This window comes from Pseudomonas farsensis, from assembly GCF_014268805.2.
Taxonomy (GTDB): Bacteria; Pseudomonadota; Gammaproteobacteria; order Pseudomonadales; family Pseudomonadaceae; genus Aquipseudomonas; species Aquipseudomonas farsensis.
Genome location: NZ_JABWRF020000003.1, coordinates 433,541 through 460,000 on the forward strand (window position 1 = coordinate 433,541; position 26,460 = coordinate 460,000).

The 26,460-nt window shown below is 62.3% G+C and carries 25 protein-coding genes (1 of these 25 running past the window's edge); 12 read left to right on the forward strand and 13 right to left on the reverse strand.

The annotated features are described in order from the left end of the window. Positions 1–15: 15 nt before the first annotated feature. Positions 16–663 carry a pyridoxamine 5'-phosphate oxidase gene (gene pdxH, locus HU719_RS18230; RefSeq protein ID WP_186534915.1) on the forward strand — a complete coding sequence of 216 codons (648 nt, stop codon included), beginning with the start codon at positions 16–18 and terminating at the stop codon, positions 661–663. A 30-nt stretch (positions 664–693) separates the two neighbouring features. Here pdxH and HU719_RS18235 read toward each other — a convergent pair whose 3' ends face one another. After that, entirely contained in the window at positions 694–924 is a 231-nt protein-coding gene (locus HU719_RS18235) for a hypothetical protein (protein ID WP_186516972.1), read from the reverse strand. A gap of 149 nt (positions 925–1,073) precedes the next feature. Here HU719_RS18235 and HU719_RS18240 point away from each other — a divergent pair, with 149 nt between their 5' ends. Continuing rightward, complete coding sequence (locus HU719_RS18240) at positions 1,074–1,538, forward strand: outer membrane lipoprotein (protein ID WP_186516974.1); 465 nt, start codon at positions 1,074–1,076, stop codon at positions 1,536–1,538. Between the two features lie 79 nt (positions 1,539–1,617). Here the strand turns inward: HU719_RS18240 and HU719_RS18245 are convergent, their stop codons facing one another. From HU719_RS18245 to HU719_RS18275, 7 genes are all read right to left on the reverse strand, one after another. Continuing rightward, positions 1,618–3,225 carry an NAD(P)/FAD-dependent oxidoreductase gene (locus HU719_RS18245; RefSeq protein WP_186534916.1) on the reverse strand — a complete coding sequence of 536 codons (1,608 nt, stop codon included), beginning with the start codon at positions 3,223–3,225 and terminating at the stop codon, positions 1,618–1,620. A 103-nt stretch (positions 3,226–3,328) separates the two neighbouring features. Beyond that, positions 3,329–4,000, reverse strand: coding sequence for a COG3650 family protein (locus tag HU719_RS18250; protein WP_186516978.1), 672 nt, complete (start codon positions 3,998–4,000; stop codon positions 3,329–3,331). Between the two features lie 466 nt (positions 4,001–4,466). Beyond that, positions 4,467–5,168: an ABC transporter ATP-binding protein gene (locus tag HU719_RS18255; protein WP_186537103.1), complete on the reverse strand. Its 702-nt coding sequence runs from the start codon at positions 5,166–5,168 to the stop codon at positions 4,467–4,469. Continuing rightward, on the reverse strand, positions 5,169–5,936 hold the full coding sequence (livG, locus tag HU719_RS18260) for a high-affinity branched-chain amino acid ABC transporter ATP-binding protein LivG (protein ID WP_186521807.1): 768 nt from the start codon (positions 5,934–5,936) through the stop codon (positions 5,169–5,171). Continuing rightward, a complete protein-coding gene (locus tag HU719_RS18265) occupies positions 5,933–7,189 on the reverse strand; it encodes a high-affinity branched-chain amino acid ABC transporter permease LivM (protein ID WP_186521808.1) in 1,257 nt (418 codons plus the stop codon). The genes livG and HU719_RS18265 overlap by 4 nt, the downstream gene beginning before the upstream one ends. After that, positions 7,186–8,109 carry a high-affinity branched-chain amino acid ABC transporter permease LivH gene (gene livH, locus HU719_RS18270; RefSeq protein ID WP_186537104.1) on the reverse strand — a complete coding sequence of 308 codons (924 nt, stop codon included), beginning with the start codon at positions 8,107–8,109 and terminating at the stop codon, positions 7,186–7,188. The genes HU719_RS18265 and livH overlap by 4 nt, the downstream gene beginning before the upstream one ends. Positions 8,110–8,343: 234 nt before the next feature. Further along, on the reverse strand, positions 8,344–9,459 hold the full coding sequence (locus tag HU719_RS18275) for a branched-chain amino acid ABC transporter substrate-binding protein (protein ID WP_186537105.1): 1,116 nt from the start codon (positions 9,457–9,459) through the stop codon (positions 8,344–8,346). A gap of 360 nt (positions 9,460–9,819) precedes the next feature. Here HU719_RS18275 and HU719_RS18280 point away from each other — a divergent pair, with 360 nt between their 5' ends. After that, positions 9,820–10,125 (forward strand): DUF2288 domain-containing protein, encoded by a 306-nt coding sequence (locus HU719_RS18280; RefSeq protein WP_186521813.1) that lies wholly within the window; start codon positions 9,820–9,822, stop codon positions 10,123–10,125. A gap of 406 nt (positions 10,126–10,531) precedes the next feature. Here the strand turns inward: HU719_RS18280 and HU719_RS18285 are convergent, their stop codons facing one another. Beyond that, positions 10,532–12,712, reverse strand: coding sequence for a hypothetical protein (locus HU719_RS18285; RefSeq protein WP_186537106.1), 2,181 nt, complete (start codon positions 12,710–12,712; stop codon positions 10,532–10,534). Positions 12,713–12,905: 193 nt separating this feature from the next. Between HU719_RS18285 and HU719_RS18290 the strand changes: the two genes are divergently transcribed. After that, positions 12,906–13,793, forward strand: a complete 888-nt coding sequence (locus HU719_RS18290; protein WP_186521815.1) for an NAD(P)-dependent oxidoreductase — start codon at positions 12,906–12,908, stop codon at positions 13,791–13,793. On the opposite strand, the gene HU719_RS18295 is transcribed toward HU719_RS18290, so the two are convergent. Both HU719_RS18295 and rapA read right to left on the reverse strand, forming a co-directional pair. Continuing rightward, a complete protein-coding gene (locus tag HU719_RS18295; RefSeq protein WP_186537107.1) occupies positions 13,693–15,957 on the reverse strand; it encodes a putative bifunctional diguanylate cyclase/phosphodiesterase in 2,265 nt (754 codons plus the stop codon). The two genes, HU719_RS18290 and HU719_RS18295, sit on opposite strands and share 101 nt — an antisense overlap. 205 nt (positions 15,958–16,162) lie before the next feature. Then, entirely contained in the window at positions 16,163–19,009 is a 2,847-nt protein-coding gene (rapA, locus tag HU719_RS18300; RefSeq protein ID WP_186537108.1) for an RNA polymerase-associated protein RapA, read from the reverse strand. 126 nt (positions 19,010–19,135) lie between these two features. Between rapA and HU719_RS18305 the strand changes: the two genes are divergently transcribed. The 8 genes from HU719_RS18305 (at position 19,136) to HU719_RS18335 (ending at position 24,405) form a co-directional block, all read left to right on the forward strand. Next, the gene (locus tag HU719_RS18305) at positions 19,136–19,831 is read left to right on the forward strand and encodes a M949_RS01915 family surface polysaccharide biosynthesis protein (protein ID WP_186537109.1); all 696 of its coding nucleotides are present in this window, start codon (positions 19,136–19,138) and stop codon (positions 19,829–19,831) included. A 107-nt stretch (positions 19,832–19,938) separates the two neighbouring features. Continuing rightward, positions 19,939–20,265 (forward strand): aspartate-semialdehyde dehydrogenase, encoded by a 327-nt coding sequence (locus HU719_RS18310; RefSeq protein WP_186521821.1) that lies wholly within the window; start codon positions 19,939–19,941, stop codon positions 20,263–20,265. 59 nt (positions 20,266–20,324) lie between these two features. Beyond that, positions 20,325–20,486, forward strand: coding sequence for a hypothetical protein (locus HU719_RS18315; RefSeq protein ID WP_186521822.1), 162 nt, complete (start codon positions 20,325–20,327; stop codon positions 20,484–20,486). A 135-nt stretch (positions 20,487–20,621) separates the two neighbouring features. Then, positions 20,622–20,738, forward strand: coding sequence for a cytochrome c oxidase subunit CcoM (gene ccoM, locus HU719_RS23730; RefSeq protein ID WP_275970789.1), 117 nt, complete (start codon positions 20,622–20,624; stop codon positions 20,736–20,738). A gap of 160 nt (positions 20,739–20,898) precedes the next feature. Beyond that, positions 20,899–22,887, forward strand: a complete 1,989-nt coding sequence (locus HU719_RS18320; RefSeq protein ID WP_186537110.1) for an FUSC family protein — start codon at positions 20,899–20,901, stop codon at positions 22,885–22,887. After that, positions 22,874–23,080 carry a DUF1656 domain-containing protein gene (locus HU719_RS18325; RefSeq protein ID WP_186537111.1) on the forward strand — a complete coding sequence of 69 codons (207 nt, stop codon included), beginning with the start codon at positions 22,874–22,876 and terminating at the stop codon, positions 23,078–23,080. The genes HU719_RS18320 and HU719_RS18325 overlap by 14 nt, the downstream gene beginning before the upstream one ends. A gap of 11 nt (positions 23,081–23,091) precedes the next feature. Next, entirely contained in the window at positions 23,092–23,952 is an 861-nt protein-coding gene (locus tag HU719_RS18330) for an efflux RND transporter periplasmic adaptor subunit (RefSeq protein WP_186537112.1), read from the forward strand. A 117-nt stretch (positions 23,953–24,069) separates the two neighbouring features. Further along, complete coding sequence (locus HU719_RS18335) at positions 24,070–24,405, forward strand: DUF2025 family protein (RefSeq protein WP_186537113.1); 336 nt, start codon at positions 24,070–24,072, stop codon at positions 24,403–24,405. Here the strand turns inward: HU719_RS18335 and HU719_RS18340 are convergent. Both HU719_RS18340 and HU719_RS18345 read right to left on the reverse strand, forming a co-directional pair. Then, positions 24,383–25,459, reverse strand: a complete 1,077-nt coding sequence (locus tag HU719_RS18340) for a diguanylate cyclase (protein ID WP_186537114.1) — start codon at positions 25,457–25,459, stop codon at positions 24,383–24,385. The genes HU719_RS18335 and HU719_RS18340 overlap by 23 nt on opposite strands. Before the next feature lie 97 nt (positions 25,460–25,556). Continuing rightward, a protein-coding gene (locus HU719_RS18345; RefSeq protein WP_186537115.1) for a formate/nitrite transporter family protein crosses the window boundary here: on the reverse strand, positions 25,557–26,460 show its 3' portion. Its footprint extends 8 nt past the window's final position; 904 of the gene's 912 nt are visible here — the last part of the coding sequence; the start codon falls outside the window, past its right edge; it ends in the stop codon at positions 25,557–25,559.

Consider the following 26,460-nt stretch of genomic DNA (forward strand, 5'->3'; position numbering starts at 1 on the left):
CAAGGAACCGCAGCAATGACCCAAACCCTGGCCGATATGCGCCGCGACTACACCCGTGATGGCCTGGCCGAAGCCCAGGCTCCGGGGGAGCCGTTCGCCTTGTTCCATCACTGGTTCGCTGACGCGGTGAAAACCGAGCAGTTGCCGGTGGAGGCCAACGCCATGACCCTGGCGACCGTCGACGCCGAGGGTCGCCCACATTGCCGGGTGCTGTTGCTCAAGGCCCTGGATGCGCTTGGGTTCACCTTCTTTACCAACTACACCAGTGCCAAGGGCCAGCATCTGGCGGCCAACCCGTTTGCCGCCATGACGTTCTTCTGGCCGGCGCTGGAGCGCCAGGTGCGTATCGAGGGGCGGGTGGAGAAGGTCACGGCCAAGGAATCGGACGACTATTACCAGGTGCGTCCACTGGGCAGCCGCCTGGGGGCCTGGGCTTCGCCGCAGAGCCAGGTCATTGCTGATCGGGAAGAACTCGAAGGGCTGGTCAAGGCCACCGAGGCGCGCTTCAGCGACACCCAGCCGCATTGCCCGGAACACTGGGGAGGCTACCGTTTGCTGCCCGAGCGCATCGAGTTCTGGCAGGGCCGCGCCAGCCGTCTGCATGATCGCCTCAACTACCGCCTGGTAGAGGGGCAATGGCAGCGCGAGCGCCTGGCGCCGTAATGCCCAAGGGGGCCGTAACGCGGCCCCTGTCTACGGTTGTCTTGCCGCTTCGCGTTGCAGCCAGGCTGGCAGGTCCTTGCGTTTTACCTTCTCCCGCTGCGCCCGCTGCAGCAATTGCAGCATGTGCTCGCGCCGCGCGGGGTCGCTGCCGGCCATCGACAAGGCCAGGTCGCGGTCCATCCAACGGCGCATGCGCACGTACAGCCAACCGTGGAAATACAGGCCAGCCACTGTGGCCACGACAACGATGAAGTAATCCATGACTATCCTTGGTCCAACCTGTTGAGTCCGGTCTGCAGCCGCTGTTTGGCTGTACCCGAGCTGAATGAGAACAAATTTGTCATCGTTGCGCCGTGACACCGGTCATGGTGCAGAGTCTAATAGTCACCTGTCTTTTGGAGATTGTCCTCATGCGTAAATCCGTTTTGCTGGTGGCGAGCTTCACCACCATGGCCCTTCTGCTGGGCGGCTGCCAGTCGTCGCTGACCGGCGACAGCTACTCCCGTGATGAGGCCCGCCGCGTGCAGACCGTGCGTATGGGTACCATCGAATCCTTGCGCCCCGTGAAAATCGAGGGCACCAAGACCCCAATTGGCGGTGGCGCTGGCGCCATTGTCGGTGGTGTGGCCGGTTCGGCAGTTGGTGGCGGCCGTGGCAGCATCGTGGCTGCGGTGATCGGTGCGGTTGCCGGTGGCCTGGCAGGTTCTGCGGCTGAAGAAGGCCTGACCCGCACCCAGGGTGTGGAAATTACTGTCCGTGAAGATGACGGCAGCATGCGTGCTTATGTGCAGCAGGTGCAGCAGAACGAAATCTTCCGGGTCGGCGAGCGCGTGCGCATCATGACCGTGGATGGCACCAGCCGCGTCAGCCACTGACTGCAGCCGTAAAAACAAAACCCCGAACCGGCCTGGCCGATTCGGGGTTTTTTATTGGACGCTATCGCCGTATGCAGGCTTACAGCCCGAGCATGTCCCGCGCGACTGCTTCGGCGATGCGGATGCCGTCGACACCCGCCGACAGAATGCCGCCCGCGTAGCCTGCGCCTTCACCTGCCGGGAACAGCCCCTTGAGGTTAAGGCTCTGGTAGTCGTCGCCACGGGTAATGCGCAGTGGCGAGGAGGTGCGCGTCTCGATGCCGGTGAGCACCGCGTCATGCAGGTTGTAGCCTTTGATCTGGCGGTCGAAGGCCGGCAGTGCCTCGCGGATGGCCTCGATGGCAAACGCCGGCAGGGCTTCGGCCAGGTCGACCAGGGTGACGCCCGGCTTGTAGGAGGGGTCGACGCTGCCAAGGGCCTTGGAAGGGCGCCCGGCGACAAAGTCACCGACCAGTTGCGCGGGGGCGTGGTAATTGCTGCCACCCATCACATAGGCGTGGGCTTCGAGGCGCTCTTGCAGCTCGATGCCGGCCAGCGGGCTGCCCGGGTAATCGCGCTCGGGGTCGATACCCACGACGATGCCCGAGTTGGCATTGCGCTCGTTGCGCGAATACTGGCTCATGCCGTTGGTGACGACGCGGCCCGGCTCGCTGGTGGCGGCGACCACGGTGCCGCCTGGGCACATGCAGAAACTGTACACCGAGCGGCCGTTCTTGGCGTGATACACCAGTTTGTAGTCGGCAGCTCCCAGTTTCGGGTGGCCTGCGTATTTGCCCAGGCGCGCCTTGTCGATCAGCGACTGCGGGTGCTCGATACGGAACCCAACCGAGAACGGCTTGGCTTCCATGAACACGCCCTTGGCGTGGAGCATGCGGAAGGTATCGCGGGCGCTGTGGCCCAGGGCCAGCACCACATGGCGTGAGTGCAGTTGTTCGCCGCTCTCCAGCACCACACCGGTCAGTTGCTCGCCGTCGGTGAGCAGGTCGGTGACTTTTTCCTGGAAGCGCACTTCGCCGCCCAGGTTGATGATTTCTTCGCGCATCTTCTCGACCATGCTGGTCAGGCGGAAGGTGCCGATGTGCGGCTTGTTGATGTACAGGATCTCGTCCGGCGCGCCGGCTTTGACGAACTCTTCGAGCACCTTGCGGCCGTGGTGCTGCGGGTCCTTGATCTGGCTGTACAGCTTGCCGTCGGAGAAGGTGCCGGCGCCGCCTTCGCCAAACTGCACGTTGGACTCGGGGTTGAGCTCGCTTTTGCGCCACAGGCCCCAGGTGTCCTTGGTGCGCTGGCGCACTTCCTTGCCGCGTTCGAGCACGATCGGCTTGAAGCCCATTTGCGCCAACAGCAGGCCGGCGAAGATGCCGCACGGCCCGAAGCCGACCACGATGGGGCGGGCCTGGGCGGTGTCGCTTGCATGGCCGACGAACTTGTAGGTGACGTCTGGGGCGACGCTGATCTTGGTGTCATCGGCGTGCTTGCGCAGCAGTTCTTCTTCGTTGCTGGCGTGCAGGTCGATGGTGTAGATGAACAGCAGCTCGCTGTTTTTCTTGCGCGCATCGTAGCTGCGTTTGAACAGGGTGAAGCTGAGCAGTTGCTCATCAAGGATGCCCAGGCGCGCGACGATGGCTTGGCGCAGGTCGTCGTCGGTATGGTCCAGGGGCAGCTTCAGTTCAGTGATTCGTAGCATGGCAGGGTCCAGTATCCCGGCCATGGGCGGCCGGCGGCTTTACACAAACCGCCAAGTATAAGCTGTTCGCCGCCCCGACTGGCAGGATAAAACCGCCCAGTGGTCAGAGGTCGCGTGCACCGCCGTAGTAGGCGCAGCCTTGTACGCTCTTGCCGTCGATGCGCAGCTCTGCCTTGAGGTGGCGAATGGCACCGGTTACCGGGTCGACGCAGCGCTGCGGGGCAACCCACAGCTCAACCCGCTGGCCATTGGCTTCGCTGGACAGGCTCAGGCCACCGCCGGGCATTTGTTCTTCCAGAAACGGCAACGGCAGTGGCGCCTGGCCTTCACGGTTGAGCACCATGCCTTTGCCGCTGGCCTTGATGTCCCAGGCGGGGTGCTGGCCGTCGGCGCGCAGGGTGAGCTGTTTGAAGTTGGGGTCTTCGCAGCTGCGGGTCGTGGGTTCCAGGCGGTACAGGCGGGTCACGTCGACCTGGCCGTCGCTGCCGGCCTGCTTGCTGCCGGCCAGGCGCCCACGCAGGTCGGCGAACAGTTTGTCGCCGGGGGATTTGGCGAGGTTTGCGGCTTCTTGAAGGATGGCGGTGCCGCCTGCGTCTTTGATCACGAACTGGCGTGCTTCAGTGCAGGGTTTGAACAGCAGGTGGCCGCCGGCTGCGCTCAGTTCACCTTGCATGCGCGTGGTGCCCAGGTTTGGGTCTGCGGGTTTCTCGGCGAGCATCTGGCAGCCGGCGAACAGCGGCAGCAGGGCAGTGAGCAGCAGGGGGGTGAGGCGCATTGGGCGGGCTCCGGGAAACTGTACAAAAGAGGCGCCACGTTACTGAGGGTGCATTGGGATCACAAGGGCTTATCGCGGGGCAAGCCCGCCAGCCGAGTTTTGGAGCCCAGTTCTGTGCAGGCCCGTGCTGGCCTCATCGCAGGCTGTCGCCAGCTCCTACAGGTATCTTGGCCAGATCTCAACATTGTGGCTGAGAGGGGGCTCTGTGGGAGACTCTATGGTTTTGTACAACCTTGTTTTCGCCAGCCATATCTCCTTGTGGCGAGCGGGCTTGTCCCGCGTTGGGCTGCGCAGCAGCCCCTTGTTTTCAGGGCTGCTGCGCAGCCCAACGCGGGACAAGCCCGCTCGCCACGAATCTCTATCGTTTCCCACAGAATTGGGTACAACCAGCAATGTTGCGCTTGAGCACAGCCTGCGATGAGGCCCGCACAGGCGTTAAAAAAGGGCCCGAAGGCCCTTTGTCGATTCACCCCCCCAGATACGCGTCGCGTACCTTGGGGTCGGTCAGCAGTGCTTCCCCCGTGCCTTGCATCACCACCTTGCCGTTTTCCAGCACATAGGCGCGGTCGGCAATCTTCAGCGCCTGGTTGGCGTTCTGCTCCACCAGGAACACGGTCACGCCATCGCGGCGCAGCTGTTCGATGATGTCGAAGATCTGCTGGATGATGATCGGTGCCAGGCCCAGTGACGGCTCATCGAGCAGCAGCAGCTTGGGCTTGCTCATCAGCGCCCGGCCGATGGCCAGCATCTGCTGCTCGCCGCCGGACATGGTGCCGCCGCGTTGCATGTAACGTTCCTTGAGCCGTGGGAACAGCTGAAGAACCTTGTCCAGTTGTTCCTGGTAGTCGCCCTTGTCGGTGAAGAACCCGCCCATGGCGAGGTTTTCCTCGACCGTCAGGCGGGCGAACACGCGGCGCCCCTCGGGCACCACCGCGATGCTCTTGCGCATGATGTGCGAGGACGGCTGGCCGACCAGCTCTTCACCCAGGTACTTGATGCTGCCGCTGTGTGCCTGGGGCGAGCCACACAGGGTCATCAGCAAGGTCGACTTGCCGGCGCCGTTGGCACCGATCAGGGTGACGATTTCGCCCTGGTTGATCTCCACGTTGACGCTGTGCAGGGCCTGGATCTTGCCGTAGAAGGTGGAAACGTTCTCGAACTTAAGCATTTACGCCTCCCCCAGGTAGGCCTTGATCACATCAGGGTTGTCGCGGATCTGTTCCGGCGTACCGTCGGCCAGGGGCGTGCCCTGGTTGATCACCACGATGTGGTCGGAAATGCTCATCACCAGCTTCATGTCGTGCTCGATCAGCAGCACGGTCACGTTGTGCGATTCGCGCAAGTAGCCGATCAGCGCCTTGAGGTCCTCGGTTTCCTTGGGGTTCAGGCCGGCGGCCGGTTCGTCGAGCATGATGATGCGCGGCTGGGTCATCATGCAGCGGGCGATTTCCAGGCGCCGTTGCTGGCCGTAGGCCAAGGTGCCGGCAGTGCGGTTGGCGAACTCGGTCAGGTTGACCTTCTCCAGCCAGTACTGCGCACGCTCCATGGCCTCCTTCTCGCTGCGGCGAAACCCTGGGGTTTTGAACAGGCCGGCAAAGAAGTTGGTGTTGAGGTGGCGGTGCTGGGCAATCAGCAGGTTTTCCAGGGCGGTCATCTCTTTGAACAGACGCACGTTCTGGAAGGTCCGCACCACGCCCTTGCGGGCAATCTGGTGGCCGGCCAGGCCCTGGATCGGCTGGCCGTCGAGCAGGATGGTGCCGCCGCTGGGCTTGTAGAAGCCGGTCAGGCAGTTGAACACAGTGGTCTTGCCGGCGCCGTTGGGGCCGATCAGCGCAACGACCTGTTTTTCCTTGACGGTCAGGGCCACGCCGTTGACCGCCAACAAGCCGCCGAAGCGCATGCTCAGGCCGCTGACTTGCAGAATTTCGCGGCTCATCGGCGCAGCTCCATGTGTGGACGTTGCATGGGCAGCAGGCCCTGCGGACGCCAGATCATCATCAACACCATCAGCGCACCGAACATCAGCATCCGGTATTCGCTGAACTCACGCATCATCTCTGGCAGCAGGATCATCACGATGGCCGCAAGAATCACGCCCAGTTGTGAGCCCATACCGCCCAGCACGACGATGGCGAGGATGATCGCCGACTCGATGAAGGTGAACGACTCCGGTGTCACCAGCCCTTGGCGGGCGGCGAAGAAGCTGCCGGCAAAGCCTGCAAAGCTTGCGCCCAGGGTGAACGCCGAAAGCTTGATCACGGTAGGGTTCAGGCCCAGCGCGCGGCAGGCGATCTCGTCTTCACGCAGCGCTTCCCAGGCGCGGCCGATAGGCATGCGCAGCAGGCGGTTGATCACGAACAACGCCGCCAGCGCCAGCAGCAGCGCCACCAGGTACAGGAAGATCACCTTGTTGATCGAGTTGTACGGCAGCCCGAAGTACTCGTGGAAGGTCTGCATGCCCTCGGCGGCACGGCGTTCGAAACTCAGGCCGAAGAAGGTCGGTTTTTCGATGTTGCTGATGCCGTTGGGGCCGCCGGTCCAGTCGGTGAGGTTACGCAGGAACAGGCGAATGATCTCGCCAAAGCCCAACGTCACGATGGCCAGGTAGTCGCCGCGCAGGCGCAGCACCGGGAAACCGAGCAGGAAGCCGAAAGTTGCGGCCATCAGGCCGGCAATTGGCAGGCACACCCAGAAGCTCCAGCCCAGGTAGTGCGAGAGCATCGCGTAGCTGTAGGCACCGACTGCGTAGAAGCCGACATAGCCCAGGTCGAGCAGGCCGGCAAGGCCCACCACGATGTTCAGCCCCAGGCCCAGCATGACGTAGATCAGGATCAGCGTGGCGATGTCGACCGCACCGCGCGAACCGAAGAACGGCCACACCAAGGCGACCACGATCAGGCCGAGGATGATCCAGCGCTGGGTCTTGGGCAGGGTGAGGAAGTTGCTCACGGCAGGGGAGATCAGCTTGCGGTCCGAGCGCCGGCCCATGACCGAGCTCCACTGCTTGTCGAACAGCACGCGCAGGAACATCAGCACCGAACACACGCTGATGATGGTCAGGCTGAATGCCCCCTGGCTATGGACGGCCAGGCTGATGCCGTCGATGCTCAGTTTCAGGCCCAGCACCGGGAACGCCACGGCCCAGACCAGCAAGGCGCTGAAGAACGCCTGTTTGAGATTTTTGTTCATACTTTTTCAACCTCCGGGCGGCCCAGGATGCCGGTCGGCCGGAACAGCAACACAAGAACCAAGAGCCCGAACGCCACCACATCCTTGTACTGGTCGCCGAAAATGTCGGCGCCGAACGCTTCGGACACACCCAGCACCAGCCCGCCGAGCATGGCGCCCGGGATGCTGCCGATGCCGCCAAGCACCGCTGCGGTAAAGGCCTTCAGGCCCACCAGGAAGCCGGCGTTGGGGTTGATTACCCCGTACTGCATGCTCAGCAGCACGGCTGCCACCGCCGCCAGTGCGGCGCCGATGACGAAGGTCAGGGCAATGATGTTGTTGGTGTTGATACCCAGCAGGTTGGCCATCTTGATGTCCTCGGCGCAGGCGCGGCATGCGCGGCCCAGGCGGGAACGGGAGATGAACAGCGTCAGGCAGGTCATGGCTACCAAGGTGACCACGAACACCAGCACTTGCATGTACGAGACCAGCACTTCCTCCGCACCGCCCGGGCCAAACGAGAAGCTGCCGGGGATCAGGTTGGGGATGGACTTGTCTTTGGAGTCCTGCGAGAGCAGCACGGTGTTCTGCAGGAAGATCGACATGCCGATGGCCGAGATCAGCGGAATCAGCCGGTTGCTGTTACGCAGCGGCCGATAGGCGACCCGTTCGATGCTGTAGCCATAGGCGCTGGTGACGCAGATGGTGGCAATGAAGGCGACGGTCATCAGGATCGGCAACGAATGAATACCCATCATGGCCAGGCCCGCGAGGGCGATGAAGGCCACGTAGCTACCGATCATGTAAACCTCGCCGTGGGCGAAGTTGATCATGCCGATGATGCCGTACACCATCGTGTAGCCGATGGCGATCAGGGCATAGGTACTGCCGATGGTCAATCCGTTAACCAGTTGTTGGAAAAAGTGATAGATCTCAGGCATTACAGCGCTCCTAAAAACCTGATTTGCATTTCGCTGGCGGGTGTTGCCCTGGCCCGTTCTGTGGTCTTCGCCACTGGATGTTATGCGGGCACTGCCAGGAAACCGCGGATGACGGTTTTAAGATTTTCAGGTGGGTAGGCCCCCGGATCACGGGGATCAGGCCCATAGAACCTCGTAAAACAAAGCCCACTGCTCGCACAGTGGGCTTCTTAGGTCAGCTATTTAGTCACGCAGTTACTGAGGGGAGACTTCGGTCTTCGGCTTGCCGAAGTGCCATTCGTAGACCACGAACTTGAAGTCTTTCAGGTCGCCCTTGGCGTCGTAGCTCAGGGTGCCGGTCGGGGTCTTGAAGGAGCCGGCGTGCAGTGCCGCTGCTACCTTGTCGGTGTCTTCGGACTTGGCTGCCTTGATGCCCTCGGCGATCAGCTCGACAGCCGAGTAGGCCGGGAACACGAACGGGCCGCTTGGGTCCTTGCCGTCAGCCTTGATGGCATCGACGATGGCCTTGTTCTCAGGGTCGGTGTCGAACGACTTCGGCAGGGTGACCAGCAGGCCTTCGGAAGCGCCTTGGGCGATCTGCGAAATGGAGTCGTTACCCACGCCTTCCGGGCCCATGAACTTGGCTTTCAGGCCCTTTTCTTGCGCTTGGCGCAGGATCAGGCCCAGCTCTGGGTGGTAGCCGCCGTAGTAGACGAAGTCGACGTTGTTCTGCTTGAGCTTCTGGATGATCGAGGAGAAGTCTTTGTCGCCGGCGTTGAGGCCTTCGAACACGGCAACCTTGGTGCCTTTCTTCTCGAGGGTCTGCTTGACCGCGGTGGCGATGCCTTCACCGTACTGCTGCTTGTCGTGCAGCACTGCAACGACCTTGGGCTTGACGTGATCGGCGATGTAGTTGCCGGCGGCTGGGCCCTGCGCGCTGTCCAGGCCGATGGTGCGGAAGATCAGCTTGTAGCCACGGGCGGTGATTTCCGGGGAGGTGGCAGCCGGGGTGATCATGATCACGCCTTCGTCTTCGTAGATGTCGGACGCAGGCTGGGTGGAGCTGGAGCACAGGTGACCGATGACGAACTTGACGCCGTCGTTGACCACTTTGTTGGCAACCGCAACGGCCTGTTTAGGGTCGCACGCGTCGTCGTATTCCTTGGCTTCGAGCATCTTGCCATCTACGCCGCCCTTGGCGTTGATGTCTTTGATGGCCTGTTTGGCACCGATGAACTGCATGTCGCCGTACTGGGTGACAGGGCCGGTTTTAGGGCCGGCGATGCCGATCTTGATGGTGTCTGCGGCAAACGAATGGCTGGCAACCCCGGCCAGGACCATTGCGGCGAACAGCTTGGAAATCTTGATCATAGTGCTCCACTCATTCTGTTGTAATTCTTATAGTCCTGGCGGCCAGGGCTACAGACCGGGCGGGACTCGCGGCTGGCTACGCCGAACCGCAACCCCACCTTCCCCCGGAATCGTGTCCCGGAACTGTACCGGTACAGTGTAGAGCGCTGTCGGATGGCTTGAAAAGCCGGCGAAAAGCGTCTGTTCCCAGGGGTGTCGCTTGATCGACATAAAAAGACAGAAAAGCGCCATCACTTTGCCTGCATTTGCGGCCCGCTCCCACAAGTTCGGGCCTGTTCGACCAAATTACGTATTTGAAACCGGGTTTTTCTGCAAAAATACCGGCCTTTTTGTTGGTCGATTTTTTGTGCAGGTAAACCCATGACAGATCAAGTAAGCACCCTCTATGCCAAATTGCTCGGTGAGACCGCCATCATCGAGTGGAAAGCCTTGGAGCGTTTCTGGGCCAAGGGTGACCTGATTTGGGTCGACCCCAGTCTGGACCTGATCGAGGTTGCCGAAGCGATGGCCGATAATCGCAGCGAGATCTTCGCCAAGTGGCGTAGTGCTGGCACTGTCGGCCCGGTCAGCGCCGAACAAGCGCTTGAGCTGCAAACCCGCGATCCAGAGATATGGGCCGTGGTGGTTTCGCCGTTCATCGTGATTCAGGCCAAGAAAAAAGATTGAGTCTGCACATTTCCGGTGCTCGGCAATGCGCACGCGCACCAGAAAGGTGCGCGTTGACGCTCACGTAAGGTGGAAGTTGGTAACAGTGGCGGGGTTATTCGGCGGCGCGGTAACAGTTTACGGAATGCGTAATGCATCGCGGGGCGAGCCCGCTCCCACATCGGCTTCATGCAATCCTGCACCGGCCTCATCGCAGGCTATCGCCAGCTCCCACAAGGTCTGGGTGAGCCGCCGATATCGAGGCCAGGCACGCTCACTGTGGGAGCTGGCGACAGCCTGCGATGAGGCAATTACAGGTTTGCAAAAACCCTGGAATCTCCCACCAGGGCCGCTCTGATAGTTATCTGAGCATCAGGCGCTTGTGGGAGCGGGCTTGCCCCGCGATGTTTTCAATGCCTGGCGACGATCAGTAATCCACGCGCCCGGTATGGCTGTTCAGCGAGATCACGCGGGTCTTGCCGATGCGGTGCCTGAAGATCTCGCGCAGGTACTTCACCGCCTTCTTCACGCATTCGCGCGACAGCCGAATATCGTTGATCGACACAAAGCGGCTCTTGTCGTTGATAAGCTCGCGGTACTTCTTCTCGTACATCGGCTTGATCGCATACCAGTTGGTGTCGAGGATCTTCGCCGGGTTTTCGAACTCGTTGAGCAACTCATCGATACGGCTCTCATCGAAGTGCTCGCTGGTGATGAACTCAAGGATGGCGTTGTCCATGGTGTCGTCGAAACGGTACGGGTTACGCGCAAAGCAACGCTTGATGAAGGCCACGATCAAGGTCAGGAAGTCGTCCGACAGGCACGGGCTCTTGGCAATCAATGTGGTCAGCGACAGGTTGGCCGAGGCGCCGATCACCAGCGCATAACGCTTGAGCGTGGTGTTGGGGAACAGGCTGTTGAGGTGGGTCTTGAGCCGGTTCAGGTCCATGTAGGACAGCTTGTAGTCCTTGGGCAGCGACACGATCGATACCACCGAGGAGCAATTCTTGAAGAAGTGCAGGTCGTGCAGGGCGGCGGCGTCGTAGGCCGAGGCCTGGTACTGCTCAAGCGCTGCGCGGTAGCGGCGCGACTCGATCGGCAGCAGGCTGATACCTTCGATGGCCTGGGTCTGCTTGTTGAAGTGCGGCAAGTCGATGGAACGGAAGAACAAGTCGTCGATGTCCAGCCGTGGCTGCTCGCGCTCGAACACCTTGAACTTGTCTGAACCGGCCGGCGGGATTTCCGGGACCACGGATTCGGCGTAGGCAATCGCTACCGGGCCCGCCAGGCTCATGAACAGGTCGTTGGCATCCAGGCGAATGGTTTCGCCGATGTCGATGCCGGCGCGGCGGAAGTAGTTCTGGTCGTAATCGGTGGTCACCGCCTGGGCGGTGAGGATGTTGAAGATCTGCTGGGAGATGTACTGGTTGGCGTGCTTTTCCATGGCATTGACGTCGATGTTCTGGATCGTGCCGTCATCGCTCTCTTCGGCGTAACGCATGATGTCGTTGGAGATCAACATCATCGCGTTCCATGGGCGAATACGCCCCATTACGCTGGCTTCGCTGCTGTCTTCGTTATCGAAGTTGTACGAGAAATCCCATTCTTCAGACAGGTATTTGCACAGCAGCCGCCCGGCGTTGATGTGCAGGGCTTCGGACATTTCGCTGCGGTGGTCCGATGCATTGGGCAGCACGCAGATGCCGCTGGTGAAGATGGGCTCGAACACGAACGAATGCCCGCTCTTGCCGTCATTCTCGTCGGAATGCTTGGTATCGAAGGTCTTGTTCATGTAGGAGAACTGCTGGGCCAGGCCGAATTCCGAGGCCATGCCAGAGCCCGTACCGCCGCCTGCGCTGAAAATATAGAAATACAGGCGCGACTGGTTGGCTTTGATGCCGCACGAGTCGATCAGGTAGGAATGGATCAGCTTCCAGTCGGCACTGGAGAAGCGTTGGGTGTCCTTGTTGAGGATGATCTTGGCCAGGTACTGGCCAAGGATCGGCGCGTTACCGGCGCCACCGGCATGCACCTCGGACAGGTCCATGATCTTCATCTTGCTGTAGTCGCGCAGGAACCCACCGCGCTCGCCCTTGCGCGAGAAACGGATACGCCCGGCGATGTCCTTGTCCAGGTCGCCCAGCATGACCAGAGGCTCGACCAGGAAAACCGGCTTCACGCCCTTGTTCTGCACCAGGCGCAGGTTCTGTCGGATCCACCGCGCCGGGCTGTAGCCCGATTCGCCCTTGTTGCGGTCCTCATTGTTGAACTCGTTGAGGAAGAAGGTGCGCGCGTTGTACACCAGCTCCGCGACATCAAGGGCAATGTTCGACCCGCAGCGCCCAAGGCCGATCAGGCAGACCGAAGGGAACTGCTGCTCAAGGCGCAGTTGGTCTTCATCCTCGACATGCAGGTTTTGCGGAAACACCAGGTCGCGCAGGCCATCGAGGTTGTCGAGGATGCGCTGGATGTCCTGCTCGGTGAAATACAGGTATTGCGCCGGTGTGGCGCGGGGGGCTGACGGTTCTCGAGCACCGCCCACGGTCAGAGAGGTGGACGGAAGCGACGTCTCGGGGACCGCATTGGCAGAAGTGTTCGTAGAGGTCATAGTGCGCCATTTGCCTGATAAGGGGTTTCCCCAAGCGGTATGCCATTAGGCCATCACTCGGGGTTTGCGCGACTGTAGCAGTGCGCCTTTTCCTTGTGCGATAGGGGATAACCCTAGGCACATGAAGGTTTTTATTCGTCTGTACTGCATCGCCCGTTTGTCCCGCTTCTTTAATCTTGTGCTGGAGTTGCTCATGAATAGTGCGTTGCCTTCGCTGGGTTTTGCCGGTATCGGCCTGATGGGCCTGCCGATGTGCCGCCGTCTGCTGGCTGCCGGCTACCCGCTGACCGTGTGGAACCGCAGCCCGGAAAAATGCGCCGAGCTGGTTGCCGCCGGTGCCCGGATGGCCGCCACGCCTGCGCAGTTATGTGAAGGCAGCGACCTGCTGCTGCTGTGCCTGGCCGACACCGCTGTGGTGCGCGACGTGGTATTCGGCGAGCAGGGCATCGCCGCTGGGGGCCGCCCAGGCCAGTTGCTGGTGGACTTGTCCAGCCTGGAGCCTGCCGCCACTCGGGAAATGGCGGCGCAGTTGCACGCGCAGTGTGCAATGGGCTGGCTGGATGCGCCGGTATCTGGCGGCACCCCCGGCGCCGAGGCGGGCACCTTGGCAATCATGGCCGGTGGCACCGCCCACGACCTTGAGCGGGCGCGCCCGGTGCTGCTGACCCTTGGTCAGCGGGTAACGCACATGGGCGGGGTTGGCGCAGGCCAGGTGACCAAGGCCTGCAACCAGATGATCGTTGCCTGCAATGCGCTGGTGATTGCCGAAGTGGTCGCCCTGGCTGAGCAGTCAGGGGTGGATGCGCGGTTGATCGCCGAGGCCCTGGCCGGTGGCTTTGCCGACTCCAAGCCCTTGCAGATTCTTGCACCGCAAATGGCCCAGAGCCGCTTCGAACCGGTCAAATGGCATGTACGAACGCTGCTCAAGGACCTCGACGGCGCGGTGAAGCTGTCCCGCGAGCAGGGCGCTGCGACCCCGCTCAGTGGCCTTGCGGCACAGCTGATGCGCCTGCATGGTAGCCAGGGGTATCTGGAAAAGGATCCGGCGACCCTGGTCGAGATGTATCGCAGCAAGGCGTGAACACGCCGTGCTGCTGGTCGAGCCGCTCCAATGCTGCGCGCAGCGCGACGATGGGCACCGGGCGGCTCAGCAGGTAACCCTGCAGAAAGTCGCAGCCGTGGGCGGCCAGAAACGCCTGTTGCTCCACGGTTTCGACGCCTTCGGTAACCACTTTGAGGTGCAGGGTGTGGGCCATGGCAATAATGGCCTGGACGATTTCACAGTCTTTCTGTACGCCAGGCACCTCTACCACGAACGAGCGGTCGATCTTCAGCACATCCAGCGGCAGGCGCTTGAGGTAGGCCAGCGACGAATAGCCGGTGCCGAAGTCGTCGATCGACAGCGCGACCCCTTGGGCGCGGATGCGCTTCAGCAGGCTGACGGTGTGCTGGATATCGCCCATCAGGGCGTTTTCGGTCACCTCCAGCTCCAAGTGGCGCGCCTCGACGCCGGCCTGGAACAACGCCATCTCCACCTCCTTGGCCAGCTCTTCGCGGCCCAGGGTGAGCGCCGAGCAGTTCACCGTCACTTTCAAGTCGCTGTAGCCGTGCTGGTTGAGCCAGGCAAGGTCGCTACAGGCCCGGCGCAGCACCCACAAATCCAGGTCGGCGATCAGGCCGTTGGCCTCGGCAATGCCAATGAACCGGTCCGGCCCGAGCAAACCATGCTGCGGGTGCTGCCAGCGCACCAGCGCTTCGAGCTTGGCCACCTTGGCGCTGCGCAGGTCATAGATTGGCTGGTAGTACACGCACAGGCCGCGCTCCTCGAACAGCGCCTCGCGCAGTTCTTCTTCGAGCTGCAGCTCCAGGGTGGCGCGTGCTTTGAGCCGGTTGTCGAAGAAATGCAGGCTGTTGCGCCCGCAGGCTTTGGACTGGTACAGCGCAAGGTCGGCGTTCTTGAGGAGTTCTTCGCCAGTCAGGCCATCGTCGGGAAACACGCTGATGCCGATGCTAGTGGTCATCACCATGCGCCTTCCGCTGAGTTCAATCGGCTCTCTCATGCGCAACATGATGCGCTGCGCCAGGTGGCGAGCCTCATCGTGGCTGTTGAGCGGGGTAACAATGCAGAACTCGTCGCCACCAAAGCGGGCTACCAGGTCATGGCTGCGGGTGGCCGCCTTGATGTGCCCGGCAATCACCTTGAGCAGCTCATCGCCTGCGGCGTGGCCAAGGCTGTCGTTGATCCGCTTGAAATGGTCGATATCGAGGAACATCACCGCCAGCATGCTGCCCTGGGCGGCATGCTCGCTCAGGCGCTCGGCGAATAGCTGGTTGAAACCGCGTCGGTTGACCAGGCTGGTCAGGGCATCATAGTGGGCTGCCTGCTGCAGCGAGGCGCGGGCTTGGTCCAGTTGGCTGAGCAGCACATTGACCCGGCGCAGGTCGTGCTCCTTGCTTTGCAGTTTCTTGTCGGCCAAGGCTGCACTGATGCTGCTGCCGCTGATTAGCAAGGTGATGAAGGCAATGGTCAGGGCCAGTTGCGGGGCATTGTCGGCAATCGGCAGTTGCATGGCGCTGGCGTCCGGGATAACCAGGGTCATGGCGGCCATGCCGGTGAGGTGGGTGGCCACGATGCCTGCGCCCATCAACAGGCATGCGCCGTGCTTCATCAGCAGATGCAGGCCGCCACTGCCGCTGCGAAAGTGCCTGGCCATCAATAGCGCAATCAGGCTGCTGGCTACCGCCAGGGCGATGGACGCCAGCAGCAGTTCGGTCTGGTAGTACTGGCGGGCGCCGGTCTGCAAGGCCGCCATGCCGGTGTAGTGCATGACGCTGATGCCCAGGCCGATGAACAGCGCGGTTTGCAGGTAATGACGCAGGCGCATGTCGCTGCGGTTGAGGCTATTCATTGCAAGCCACGCGGCCAGTAGCGCGATCAGTAGCGAGAGGGCGGTCAGCGGGGCGTCATAGCGAATGTCCAGCGGCGCCTGGAAGGCCAGCATGCCGATAAAGTGCATGGCCCAGATACCACCGGCCAGGCAGCAGGCGCCGAGCAGGCGCCATTGGCGGCGGGCCAAACGGTTTTCGCAGTGGCTCTGGCGCTCGGCCATGTCCAGCGTGGCAAAACAGCCAGCGCAGGCGACCGCATAGGCCAGCAGCACCAGAAACAGGTTGTGTCGGCAGTCGAGGATGATTTGCCCGCCCGCCGGCAAGTCGGCGAACAGTTGCAGTCCCAGCCATTCCATTGCAGGTCTCTATGTCGAGGTTGCACTGGTCCCCACAATGCATGGGCTGGAGACAGTTCCTGCAGCAGTATAGGAAGAGGTAGTTAAACCTTCCTCATTAATGGCACTTTGGTTTCTATCGTTTGGTTATTGGTGTGATAGCCAGGTGTTCTAGGCGGGAGAAGCCCCGCCCCGCAGGATTGCCCTGCGAAGCGGGCCAATGGCGTTAGCCGGCGACCAGTACGCGGATCGCTTCAAGGCGCAGCGCCGCTTTTTGCAAGGCGGCCATGCCGTCTTCGCGCTGCTTGCGCACCGCGTCGACTTCGCTGTCACGCACGCTGGGGTTGACGGCTTGCAGTGCGGTCAGGCGCGCCAGCTCTTCGTCGGACTCGGCAGCCAGGCGCTGCTGGGCCTCGGCCACACGAGCCTCGTGGCTGGGCAGAATTTTCGCTTCACCGGCGGCTATGCGCTGGCCGAGCACGTCACGCTGGGCTTGCACGAACTTGTTGGCGCTGGCCTTCGGTACGCTTTCGAGCTGGTCGTTGAGGGTTTCGAAGCTGACCCGTGCGCTCAAGTCGTTACCGTTGGCGTCGAGCAGGCAGCGCAGCGCTGCCGGTGGCAGGTAGCGGCCCAGCTGCAGGCTGCGCGGGGCGACCACTTCGCTGACGTACAGCAACTCAAGCAATACGGTGCCAGGCTTGAGCGCCTTGTTTTTGATCAGCGCCACGGCGGTGTTGCCCATCGAACCAGACAGCACCAGGTCCATGCCGCCTTGCACCATGGGATGTTCCCAGGTCAGGAACTGCATGTCTTCGCGGGACAGTGCCTGGTTGCGATCGTAGGTGATGGTCACGCCTTCGTCGTCGCCCAGCGGGAAGCTGGCGTCGAGCATTTTTTCGCTCGGGCGCAGCACCAGGGCGTTTTCCGAATGGTCTTCACTGTCGATGCCAAAGGCGTCGAACAAGGTTTCCATATAGATAGGCAGGGCGAACTGGTCGTCCTGCTCCAGAATGGCTTCGACCAACGCTTCGCCTTCGCCGGCGCCACCGGAGTTGAGCTCCAGCAGGCGGTCACGACCGGTGTGCAGTTCGGCTTCGAGGCGCTCACGCTCCTGGCGGGCGTCGGCAACCAGCGTATCCCAGGCCTTTTCTTCACCTTCGGCGAGCAGCGGCAACAGGCGCGGGCCGAATTTGTGCTGCAAGGCGTTGCCGGTCGGGCAGGTATTGAGGAAGGCGTTGAGGCCTTGCTGGTACCACTGGAACAGGCGCTCTTGCGGGCTGTTTTGCAGGTACGGGATGTGCAGCTGGATGGTGTGCTTCTGGCCGATACGGTCGAGACGGCCGATACGTTGTTCGAGCAGGTCGGGGTGGGCCGGCAGGTCGAACATCACCAAATGGTGGGCGAACTGGAAGTTGCGGCCTTCGCTGCCGATTTCCGAGCAGATCAACACCTGGGCGCCGAATTCTTCGTCGGCAAAGTACGCCGCCGCGCGGTCACGCTCAAGAATGCTCATGCCCTCGTGGAACACCGAGGCCGGGATGCCGGAGCGCACACGCAGGGCGTCTTCGAGGTCCATCGCGGTTTCGGCGTGGGCGCAGATCACCAGGACCTTGGTGCGCTTGAGCATCTTCAAGGTGTCGATCAGCCAGTCTACCCGTGGGTCAAAGCGCCACCAGCGTTCTTCATCACTGGTCTCGCCCTGGGCCTGGAAGGCGACTTCCGGATACAGCTCGGCGCGCTCACCGGCCGGCAGTGCCGCGTATTGCTCAGGGTTGGCCAGCGGGTAGGGGTGCAGCTCACGCTCAGGGAAGCCCTGAATGGCGGCGCGGGTGTTACGGAACAGCACGCGGCCGGTGCCGTGGCGGTCGAGCAACTCGCGGATCAGGCGAGCGCTGGCCTGGGTGTCGCCATCATTGACGGCAGCCAGCAGTGCTTCACCTTCGGCACCAAGGAAACCATGGATAGTGGCATGTGCCTTGGGCGACAGGCGGCCTTCGTCGAGCAGTTCCTGCACCGCTTCTGCGACTGGGCGATAGTTTTCGCTTTCGGCGCGGAACGCCGCCAGGTCGTGGAAACGGTTTGGGTCGAGCAGACGCAGGCGGGCGAAGTGGCTGTCCTGGCCGAGTTGCTCGGGGGTAGCGGTGAGCAGCAGCACGCCAGGGATGACCTGGGCCAGTTGCTCGACCAGCGAATATTCAGCGCTGGCCTGTTCTTCATGCCAGACCAGGTGGTGCGCTTCGTCGACCACCATCAAGTCCCAGCCTGCGGCGAACAGGGCGTCCTGGGCTTTTTCGTCCTCGACCAGCCACTCCAGCGCGACCAACGCCAGTTGCGCATCTTCGAAGGGGTTGCTGGCGTCGCTTTCGATGAAGCGTTCGGCATCGAACAGCGCCACTTGCAGGTTGAAACGCCGGCGCATTTCTACCAGCCACTGGTGCTGAAGGTTTTCGGGAACCAGAATCAGCACGCGGCTGGCGCGGCCCGAGAGCAATTGCCGGTGGATGACCAGGCCGGCTTCGATGGTCTTGCCCAGGCCTACTTCGTCGGCCAGCAGTACACGCGGTGCGATGCGGTCGGCCACTTCGCGGGCGATGTGCAACTGGTGGGCGATCGGCTGGGCGCGCACGCCCCCCAGGCCCCACAGCGAAGACAGCATCTGCTTGCTGGTGTGTTGCAGCGTGTTGTAACGCAGGGAGAACCACGACAGCGGGTCGATCTGCCCGGCGAACAAGCGGTCGCTGGCCAGGCGGAACTGGATGAAGTTCGACAGCTGGGTCTCGGGCATGGTGCGCGGGACGTTCTGCGGATCGATGCCGTGATAGATCAGCAGGCCATCGACCATGTCGACCTCACGCACGGTGAGCTTCCAGCCCTCGAAATGTGTGATCTGGTCGCCGGGCGAGAAGCGCACGCGGGTCAGCGGCGCATTGCGTAGCGAGTACTGGCGGGTGTCGCCTGTGGCCGGGTAGAGCACGGTCAGAAGGCGGCCATCCTGCGCCAGGATGGTCCCAAGACCGAGCTCGGCTTCGCTGTCGCTGATCCAGCGTTGCCCCGGTTGATACTGCTGCGCCATACTGCCAAAACTCCCGCGGTGAAAAAGCCGTCTATGGTAACGGATCGGCTGCGTCAGACCAATGAATCAAAGAGCCTAGCGTGTTTCCAGGCCAATAATGTCCCATCATGAGGGCGCTTTACACCTATGTATGCCAAGCACCGCTGGTTGAACCTGTCATTGGGCCTGGGCAGTCTGGCGCTGCTGGCCGCCTGCGAACAGAAAACCTTCGAAGTATTGCCGCCTGTTCCGGTGGAGCAACTGGAAGTGCTGGGCGTGCAGACGCCGATCAAGAGCGTGCACTTCCATGACCGCGAAGGCGAGGGGCTGCTGGTGCTTAGCCGCATCGACGGCCAGGCCACCGACCCGGACAGCGAAGAAGAAGTCGACAAAGTGGTGCTCAAGGCCACGTTGTATGGGCGCAACGCGGCTTCCGACGCATTCAAGCCGCGCTGGCAGATCGAACAGGAAACCACCTGTGCCGGGCTGGACCTGGATGTCGACTTCTATACTGACGTCAGTGACGTGGCCGACCTGAACAAAGATGGCGTGGCCGAAGTGACCGTGGCCAGCCACGCGTTCTGCGGTGGCGGCATCGACCCGCACGATATCGCCATCGAGCTGCGCGAAGGCCAGGCGGTGTACAGCATTACTGGCCAGTCGCTGATCAGCCCGGCAGGTGAAGAGCCGTTCGGCGGTGAGCGTGAGGACAGCGCCTCGCTCAAGGCGGCGCCCCAGGTGCTGCGCGAACACATGGACAGCGTCTGGCAGAAAGTCTACAAGCGCCCATGGAGCGAAATCGGTGCGGCCGCCGATGATCTGCCCGACGACGATGCTGAATAACCGTTGTCCATAGTTGCACAGGCGCTGTGACGCGCCGCACACCTTCACCCGCAGGCATTCAAGGCGGCTGATCATTGGCCGACAAAGTGGCCAAAGGAGAATATCCCATGCTGCCGCCCATCATCCCGCTCAGTGCCGCCCCGGTGACCACCCAACAAGACCCGGTCAGGCACACGCCGAACATCCCTGCGGTGGTGCCAGCCCAGGCGACTTCCAGCGAGAGCACCATCGACCTCAAGCACCAGCACCCCGAAGAACAGGGTTTTTTGCTGCGCGACGAGCAACGCCGGCGCCAGCAGCAGCGGCGCAAGCCGGCTGACGACGAGGCTTTTGATGCGGTGCCAGGCGATGAGCTGAACGCCGACAATACTGTGCCGGTTGCGCCTTTGTGCGAACGTTCGCGCCAGGGCTTGTTGGTCGACATCGAAGTCTGACTGGCCAGCGCTGGTCTCTGCCTTCATTATTGAGGCCTTTGCTGCCCGTCGAGCCTGCCATGAGCCAAGACAACCTGATCGACTTCGGCGCCGAGCGCGCCAAACGCGTCCACGACCTCAACGACAAGCGCCTTGACGACATGCGCAAGGCGTTCGAACAGGCGCTGCCGCTGCCTGCCGCCAAGAAGAAAAAGCCCAAGGGCAAACCCAAGAAGCGCTGAAACTTGATGCAGGTCAAGCCTGCACACCCCTCGCGTGCCCGGCCCCGGGCAGCATTGACGCTGGTCAATTCCTTACCCCCCGCCATTGGTTACCTTGCACTCATCGGATGACGGCACACCAAGGGAGGGGCCGACATGTTCTTCGACAACGTGGTTATCGCCGGAGTGGTGACGGTCGGATTGATGTTGGCGTTCTTCGCCGGTCTGGGAATTTTCATCTGGAAGGACTCGAAAAAGCGCAAGCAGCGCTGAGCCTTCCGATCAACGAGCACGCAAGGCATTTAGGGCGACTTCGGTCGCCCATTTTTTTGTGCGCGTTTTTTGTGGGAACGGGGCTACCCACTCTTGAGCGTTATCCTTCCTCCGGTTGTCTATCGTTCTACTTGTACTTTCCCACCCCAAGGTTCGATTCGTGCCCATCACCTTCCAGGCCCTGTTCGCACCCAGCAGCCTTGCCCTGAAGTTTGCCGCCAAGACGGTGCTCGGTGGTGGCCTTGCCCTGTGGCTGGCGATGCGGCTGGGGCTTGAGCAGCCTTCCTGGGCATTGATGACTGCGTTTATCGTCGCCCAGCCGCTGTCTGGCATGGTGGTGCAGAAAGGCCTGGCGCGGCTTGCTGGCACCGTGGTCGGCACTTGCATGTCGGTGGTGTTCATCGGCTTGTTCGCACAGACGCCGGGGTTGTTTCTGCTCACCCTGGCGTTGTGGCTGGCGCTGTGCACCGCAGCCTCGACGCAGTTGCGCAGTGCCTGGGCCTACGCTTTTGTATTGGCGGGTTACACCGCAGCGATCATCGCCCTGCCAGCAATCAACACGCCGCTGCAGGTGTTTGACCAGGCGGTGGCGCGTTGTACCGAGATTTGCCTGGGCATCTGCTGTGCCACCCTGACCAGCGCGTTGGTGTGGCCGCTGAGGGTTGAGCAGCAACTGGCCGGGCATGCCCGCCAGGCGTTGGACAATGGGCTGCAGGCGGCCCGCGCCATGCTGGCTGGTGAGGACGACGCGGGTAAAGGGCTGTTGCAGACGTTAGGCGGCCTGGTGGCCATCGATGCCCAGCGCGAACACGCCTGGTTCGAGGGCAGCCGTGGGCGTCAGCGAGCGCGGGCGATCAACGGCCTGAGCCAGAAGCTCATGGTGCTGCTGCGCATTGCGCGCTCGGTGCGCCGCCAGTGGCGTCAACTTGATGAAGCCGAGAGCGCACACCAGGCGCCATGGCTGAGCGAGGTACGCGAGCAGTTGGCCGCCGCGGATCAGCCAAGCTGGCTGGTGCTGCGGCAACGGATCTGGGATGCCGCCCATGACGAGCGCATCAGTTCTGCCGAGCACTATTGCCTGGCGCGTCTGGCGCTGTTGCTCGATTACGCGATGGCGGCCAGCCAGGCGCTGGACGATGTGGAGCAGGGCAGGGCGCCGAAACAGGCCGTGCAAAGCCTGGCTGCCCATCGCGACCTGTCGCTGGCGCTGTTGTTCGGCTCGCGCAGCGCCCTGGCGTTTCTGGTCATGAGCGGCTTCTGGCTCGCCACTGCCTGGCCGTCGGCTCCGGGTGGGCTGATCCTCACCTGTGTGGTGTGCAGCCTGTTCGCCAGCCGCGAGAACGGTGCCCAGATCGGCTTGAGTTTTTTGCGCGGCATCCTGCTGGCGGTGCCGGCAGCGTTTGTCGTCGGGCAGATTCTACTGCCGCAGTGGAGCAGTTTCGCCATGCTCTGCCTGGGCATGGGCGTGCCGCTGTTTCTTGGCGCGCTCGGTATGGCCCACCCCCGCACCGGGGCAACGGCCACATCCTATTGCCTGCATTTCATCGTGTTGGTGGCGCCGCTCAATGCCATGCAATTCAACGTTGCGAGCATGCTCAATAACGCCCTGGCGATGCTGGTCGGCGTCAGCGCAGCAGTAATGGCTTTTCGCCTGGTGGTGCTGCGCCATCCCGCCTGGCTGGGCCGACGCCTGCGCGCGGCCACCCAGCACGACCTGGTACGTCTGACCCGCCGCGACCTGCGCGGCGCCGACAGCTGGTTTGGTGGGCGCATGGCTGACCGCCTGATGCAACTGGCGCGGCATGCCAGCGAGTTGCCCGAGGCCGAGCGCAAGCGTTGGGACGACGGCCTGCATGGGTTGGATATCGGCGACGAACTGGTGCACCTGCGCATGTGCCTGGCGGTCGCCCAGGTGCGCTTGGGCGAGGCCGAGCGCCAGTATTTGCAGCAGGTGCAGGCGGTGCTTGCCAGCGGCCCGGGGCCAGGGCGCGGCGATCGCTTGAACGCTGCGAGTGATCAATTCATCGCGGCCCTGCGCCAACAGCCGGCTGATGACCCGCTGCGGCTGGCGATTGGCGCGGTGCTGCAGTTACGCAACAGTTGGAGCAAATGGTGCCGTTGGCAGGAGCAAAGCCATGGGTTTGCGTGAGTGGGCGCTGGGCGGTGTGCTGCTCAGCCCCTTTCTGATTTACACGATCATGGCCTTGGTGCTGGCCGGCCTTGCACGCTTGCTGGTGCATGCAACGCCATTGCGCCACTGGATCTGGCATGAAGCGTTGTTCGATGCGGCGCTGTTCGTTTGTATTCTGTTCCTGGTGGTACGCCTGCTGGGGCCTTTGTAAGGAGTAAGTCCATGCGTTCAGCCGTACGGGTGCTGGTCACCTTGTCTGTCGTGGTGCTGGCCGTGTTCGCCGGTTATCAACTGTGGCAGTACTACATGCTCACGCCCTGGACGCGGGATGCGCGGGTGCGCGCCGATGTGGTGGTGATCGCCCCTGACGTGTCGGGCTGGGTGAGCCGGTTGAGCGTGCATGACAACCAGCAGGTGAAGGCCGGTGATCTGCTGCTGACCATCGACCGTGAGCGATTCCAGGCGGCCTTCGACCAGGCCAGCGCGGTGGTCGAGACCCGCATCCAGCAGTTGCGCCTGCGTGAGCGCGAAGCTGCTCGGCGTACGGCACTGGGCCCGGAAGCGATCAGTGCCGAGCTGCGTGAGAACGCGCAGATCAACGCCGCCGTGGCGCGGGGTGAATTGCATGAGGCCGAGGCGCAGTTGAAGGTGGCCAAAATCAACCTGGCCCGCAGTGAAGTGCGCGCGCCGCGCGGCGGGCATATCACCAATCTGCGCCTTGCCGAGGGCAACTACGTCAACAGCGGGCAAGCGGTGATGGCGCTGGTGGACGACGCCACCTTTTATATACAAGCGTATTTCGAGGAAACCAAATTGCCGCGCATCCGCGTGGGAGATCCGGTCAAGGTGTGGCTGATGGGGGCTGGCGAGTCGATGCCGGGCCAGGTCGAAAGCATCAGCCGTGGCATCACCGACCGCAACTCGACGCCCGATGGGCAGTTGCTGCCGGAAGTCGAGCCGACCTTCAACTGGGTACGCCTGGCGCAGCGGATTCCGGTGCGCATTCGCCTGGAACGTATCCCTGAAGGTATCAACCTCAGCGCCGGTATGACTGCCAGTGTGCAGGTGCATGAACAACCGTGAAAAACCTTGGCGGCCGGCCGGTCAGATCGGGTAGGCTGAGCGCCTCGCGTTGCCCGTCAGAGGTAACCGTTTCCTGCCCAGCGTGCGTCACTTCCGAATTTTCTGTGAGGTAACGTCATGGCCATCTCTTCCCAGGACATCTGCAATGCCGCCGACCAACTCAAGGGTTTTGTCGGCTACCACGGCAAGCGCGCCACCCATATCGTGCGGTTTTCCGAAGACTCGTTCGGCATGGACGTGGCGGATGAGAGCATTACCCCGTGCAGCGAATTCGTCTGGCGCCCCGAGGGCGAGCGGCGCATGGCGCTGTGCCGGGAGCGGCTTGCGTTGTTGTTTGGCCAGCATGTGGATGATCGGCTCAATATCGGCGAGCCGCTGCGCCTTTACCTGAAACGCACCGACCTGCCAGAGATTATTGCCGAGCGTAGCGTCAGTCTGGGTAAGCCAGCCTGAGCGCGGCGGCCTCGGCGTGGGCCAGGCTGACCTGATCCCGGCCTTGGTGCTTGGCGGCGTACAGGGCTTGGTCGGCTTCGAGCAACCAATGCTCGGGGGTGGGCAGGTGCGTGCTGAAGGCAGCAAGGCCGATGCTCAGGCTGATACGCAGCTCGGGCAGGTGCGGGTTGCGGTACGCGGCGACACGCTCGCGCAGGCGTTCCATGGCCAGGTAGGCCTGGGCCTCATCGGTATTGGGGAAAATCACGCAGAATTCATCGCCCCCGTAGCGCCCGGCCTTGTCGTTCTGGCGCAGATTGCGCCGGAGTTCCTGGCTGAGCTGTAGCAGCGCGCAGTCACCGACGCCATGCCCATAGGTGTCGTTGATGGCCTTGAAGTGATCGATGTCGATCAGCGCTATCACTGCGGGGGCTTTCTGTTGCTGGCAAATACGGAATTTTTTCTCCAGCAGGTCTTTCCACGAGCCATGGTTGAGCAGCCCGGTAAGGCTGTCGGTGCGGCTGAGCGCGCCGAGGCGACGCTTGTGTTCGGCCAGTTGTATCGCCAGTTGGTAGCAGACCCAGCCCAATGCCAAGGGGTACAGCGTGAGCATTGGCAGGCTGGCATACACCTGCAATGACGTGGTGTGCAGCTCCAGGCCGGGGCCAAGCAGCGCCATGGACAGCAGTACACCGGCCACCTGGGCAAGCAGGCCGCGCACCACCATCGGCCTGCCGCCCGCGGCGACGTTGTTCATGGTAACCATCGACAGGATGGTCAGGCTGGGCAGCGGGTTGAAATGCATGGTCGCCGCCCAGAACCCGGCTGCCACCGAATCAAGCTGCAGGTTGCGCAGTTCGGCTTGGTAGGGCATTGCCGACCTGCGTGCCCAGAAATACGCAATGTGCGGCCAGGCCAAGCCGTTGACGAGCATCAGCAGCCATACCCACTGCGGGGGATGCAGGGGCGCAACCGCAGCGGCGGCGGCGATCAGGCCGATCCCTTTGCCGATGATTCGGGGCCGGTAGATACGCCGGACAAACGAATGCCCTTTGCCGCTTTTATTGTCCGTCATGGTGATGTGTTCTTACGTGAGGCGGCATTTATCGCATGGGTTGCGTGAATATTGTCGAGCATTCACGCCCTTGCGAAAACTGGCCTTGCAAGCCAAATCACGGTTTATCGGGCACCTGGGCTGCATCAGGCGGGTTTTTCTGTTCGCGCTGGCGCTCTTGCAGCAGTTTGGATGGTGGCTTGCCGCTGTCGCTGCGCACCTGCGCGTGGCTGATCAGGGCAAAGATGAAGCTGCCACCAATGATGTTGCCGGCCAGGGTGGGCAGGGCAAAGTCCATAAGGAATGCGCCCCAGGTTTCGTCACCGGCCCACACTAGGTAAGACACCTCCAGCGAGCCCACTACTATATGCGTGAAGTCGCCGAGGGCCATCAGGTAGGTGATGACCAGGATGATCCAGATCTTGGCGTGCTCCATGGAGGGGATCATCCACACCATGGTTGCGATCATCCAGCCTGAGACGACCCCTTTGGCGAACATCTGGCTGATGTCGTTTTCCATGACCTTGCGGCCTACCTCGAGGAAGGCAACGTCGGTCTTGCTGTCGAATATCGGCAGCTCCAGCATCACCCATGCCACCAGCAGGGTGCCGGCCAGGTTGCCAAGCAGCACGATACCCCACAGCCGCAACAGTCGGCCGAGGTTGGCCAGGGTCGGCGTGGTCATGACCGGCAGCACTGCGGTCAGGGTGTTTTCGGTGAACAACTGCTGGCGGGCCAGGATCACCCCAAGAAAACCCGCGCTGTAACCCAGGCTTGCAATCACCTGGGCCCCGTCGCCTTGGGGCAGGCGCGCATAGAACAAACCCATTGCCATTAATGACAGGCCCATGGTCAGGCCGGCGGCGAGCGCTGACCACCATAATGCTGCCAGCGTGCGTTCGAGTTCCTGGTCGCCCTGCAGGCGAATGATCTCGTGCAGCACGGCTGCCCGCGGGGGTTGGTTGTGGTTGACTTCCTGCTGTTCGTCCGGCGACAGCCCTGGGGTCTTGTCGCTGTGCGTA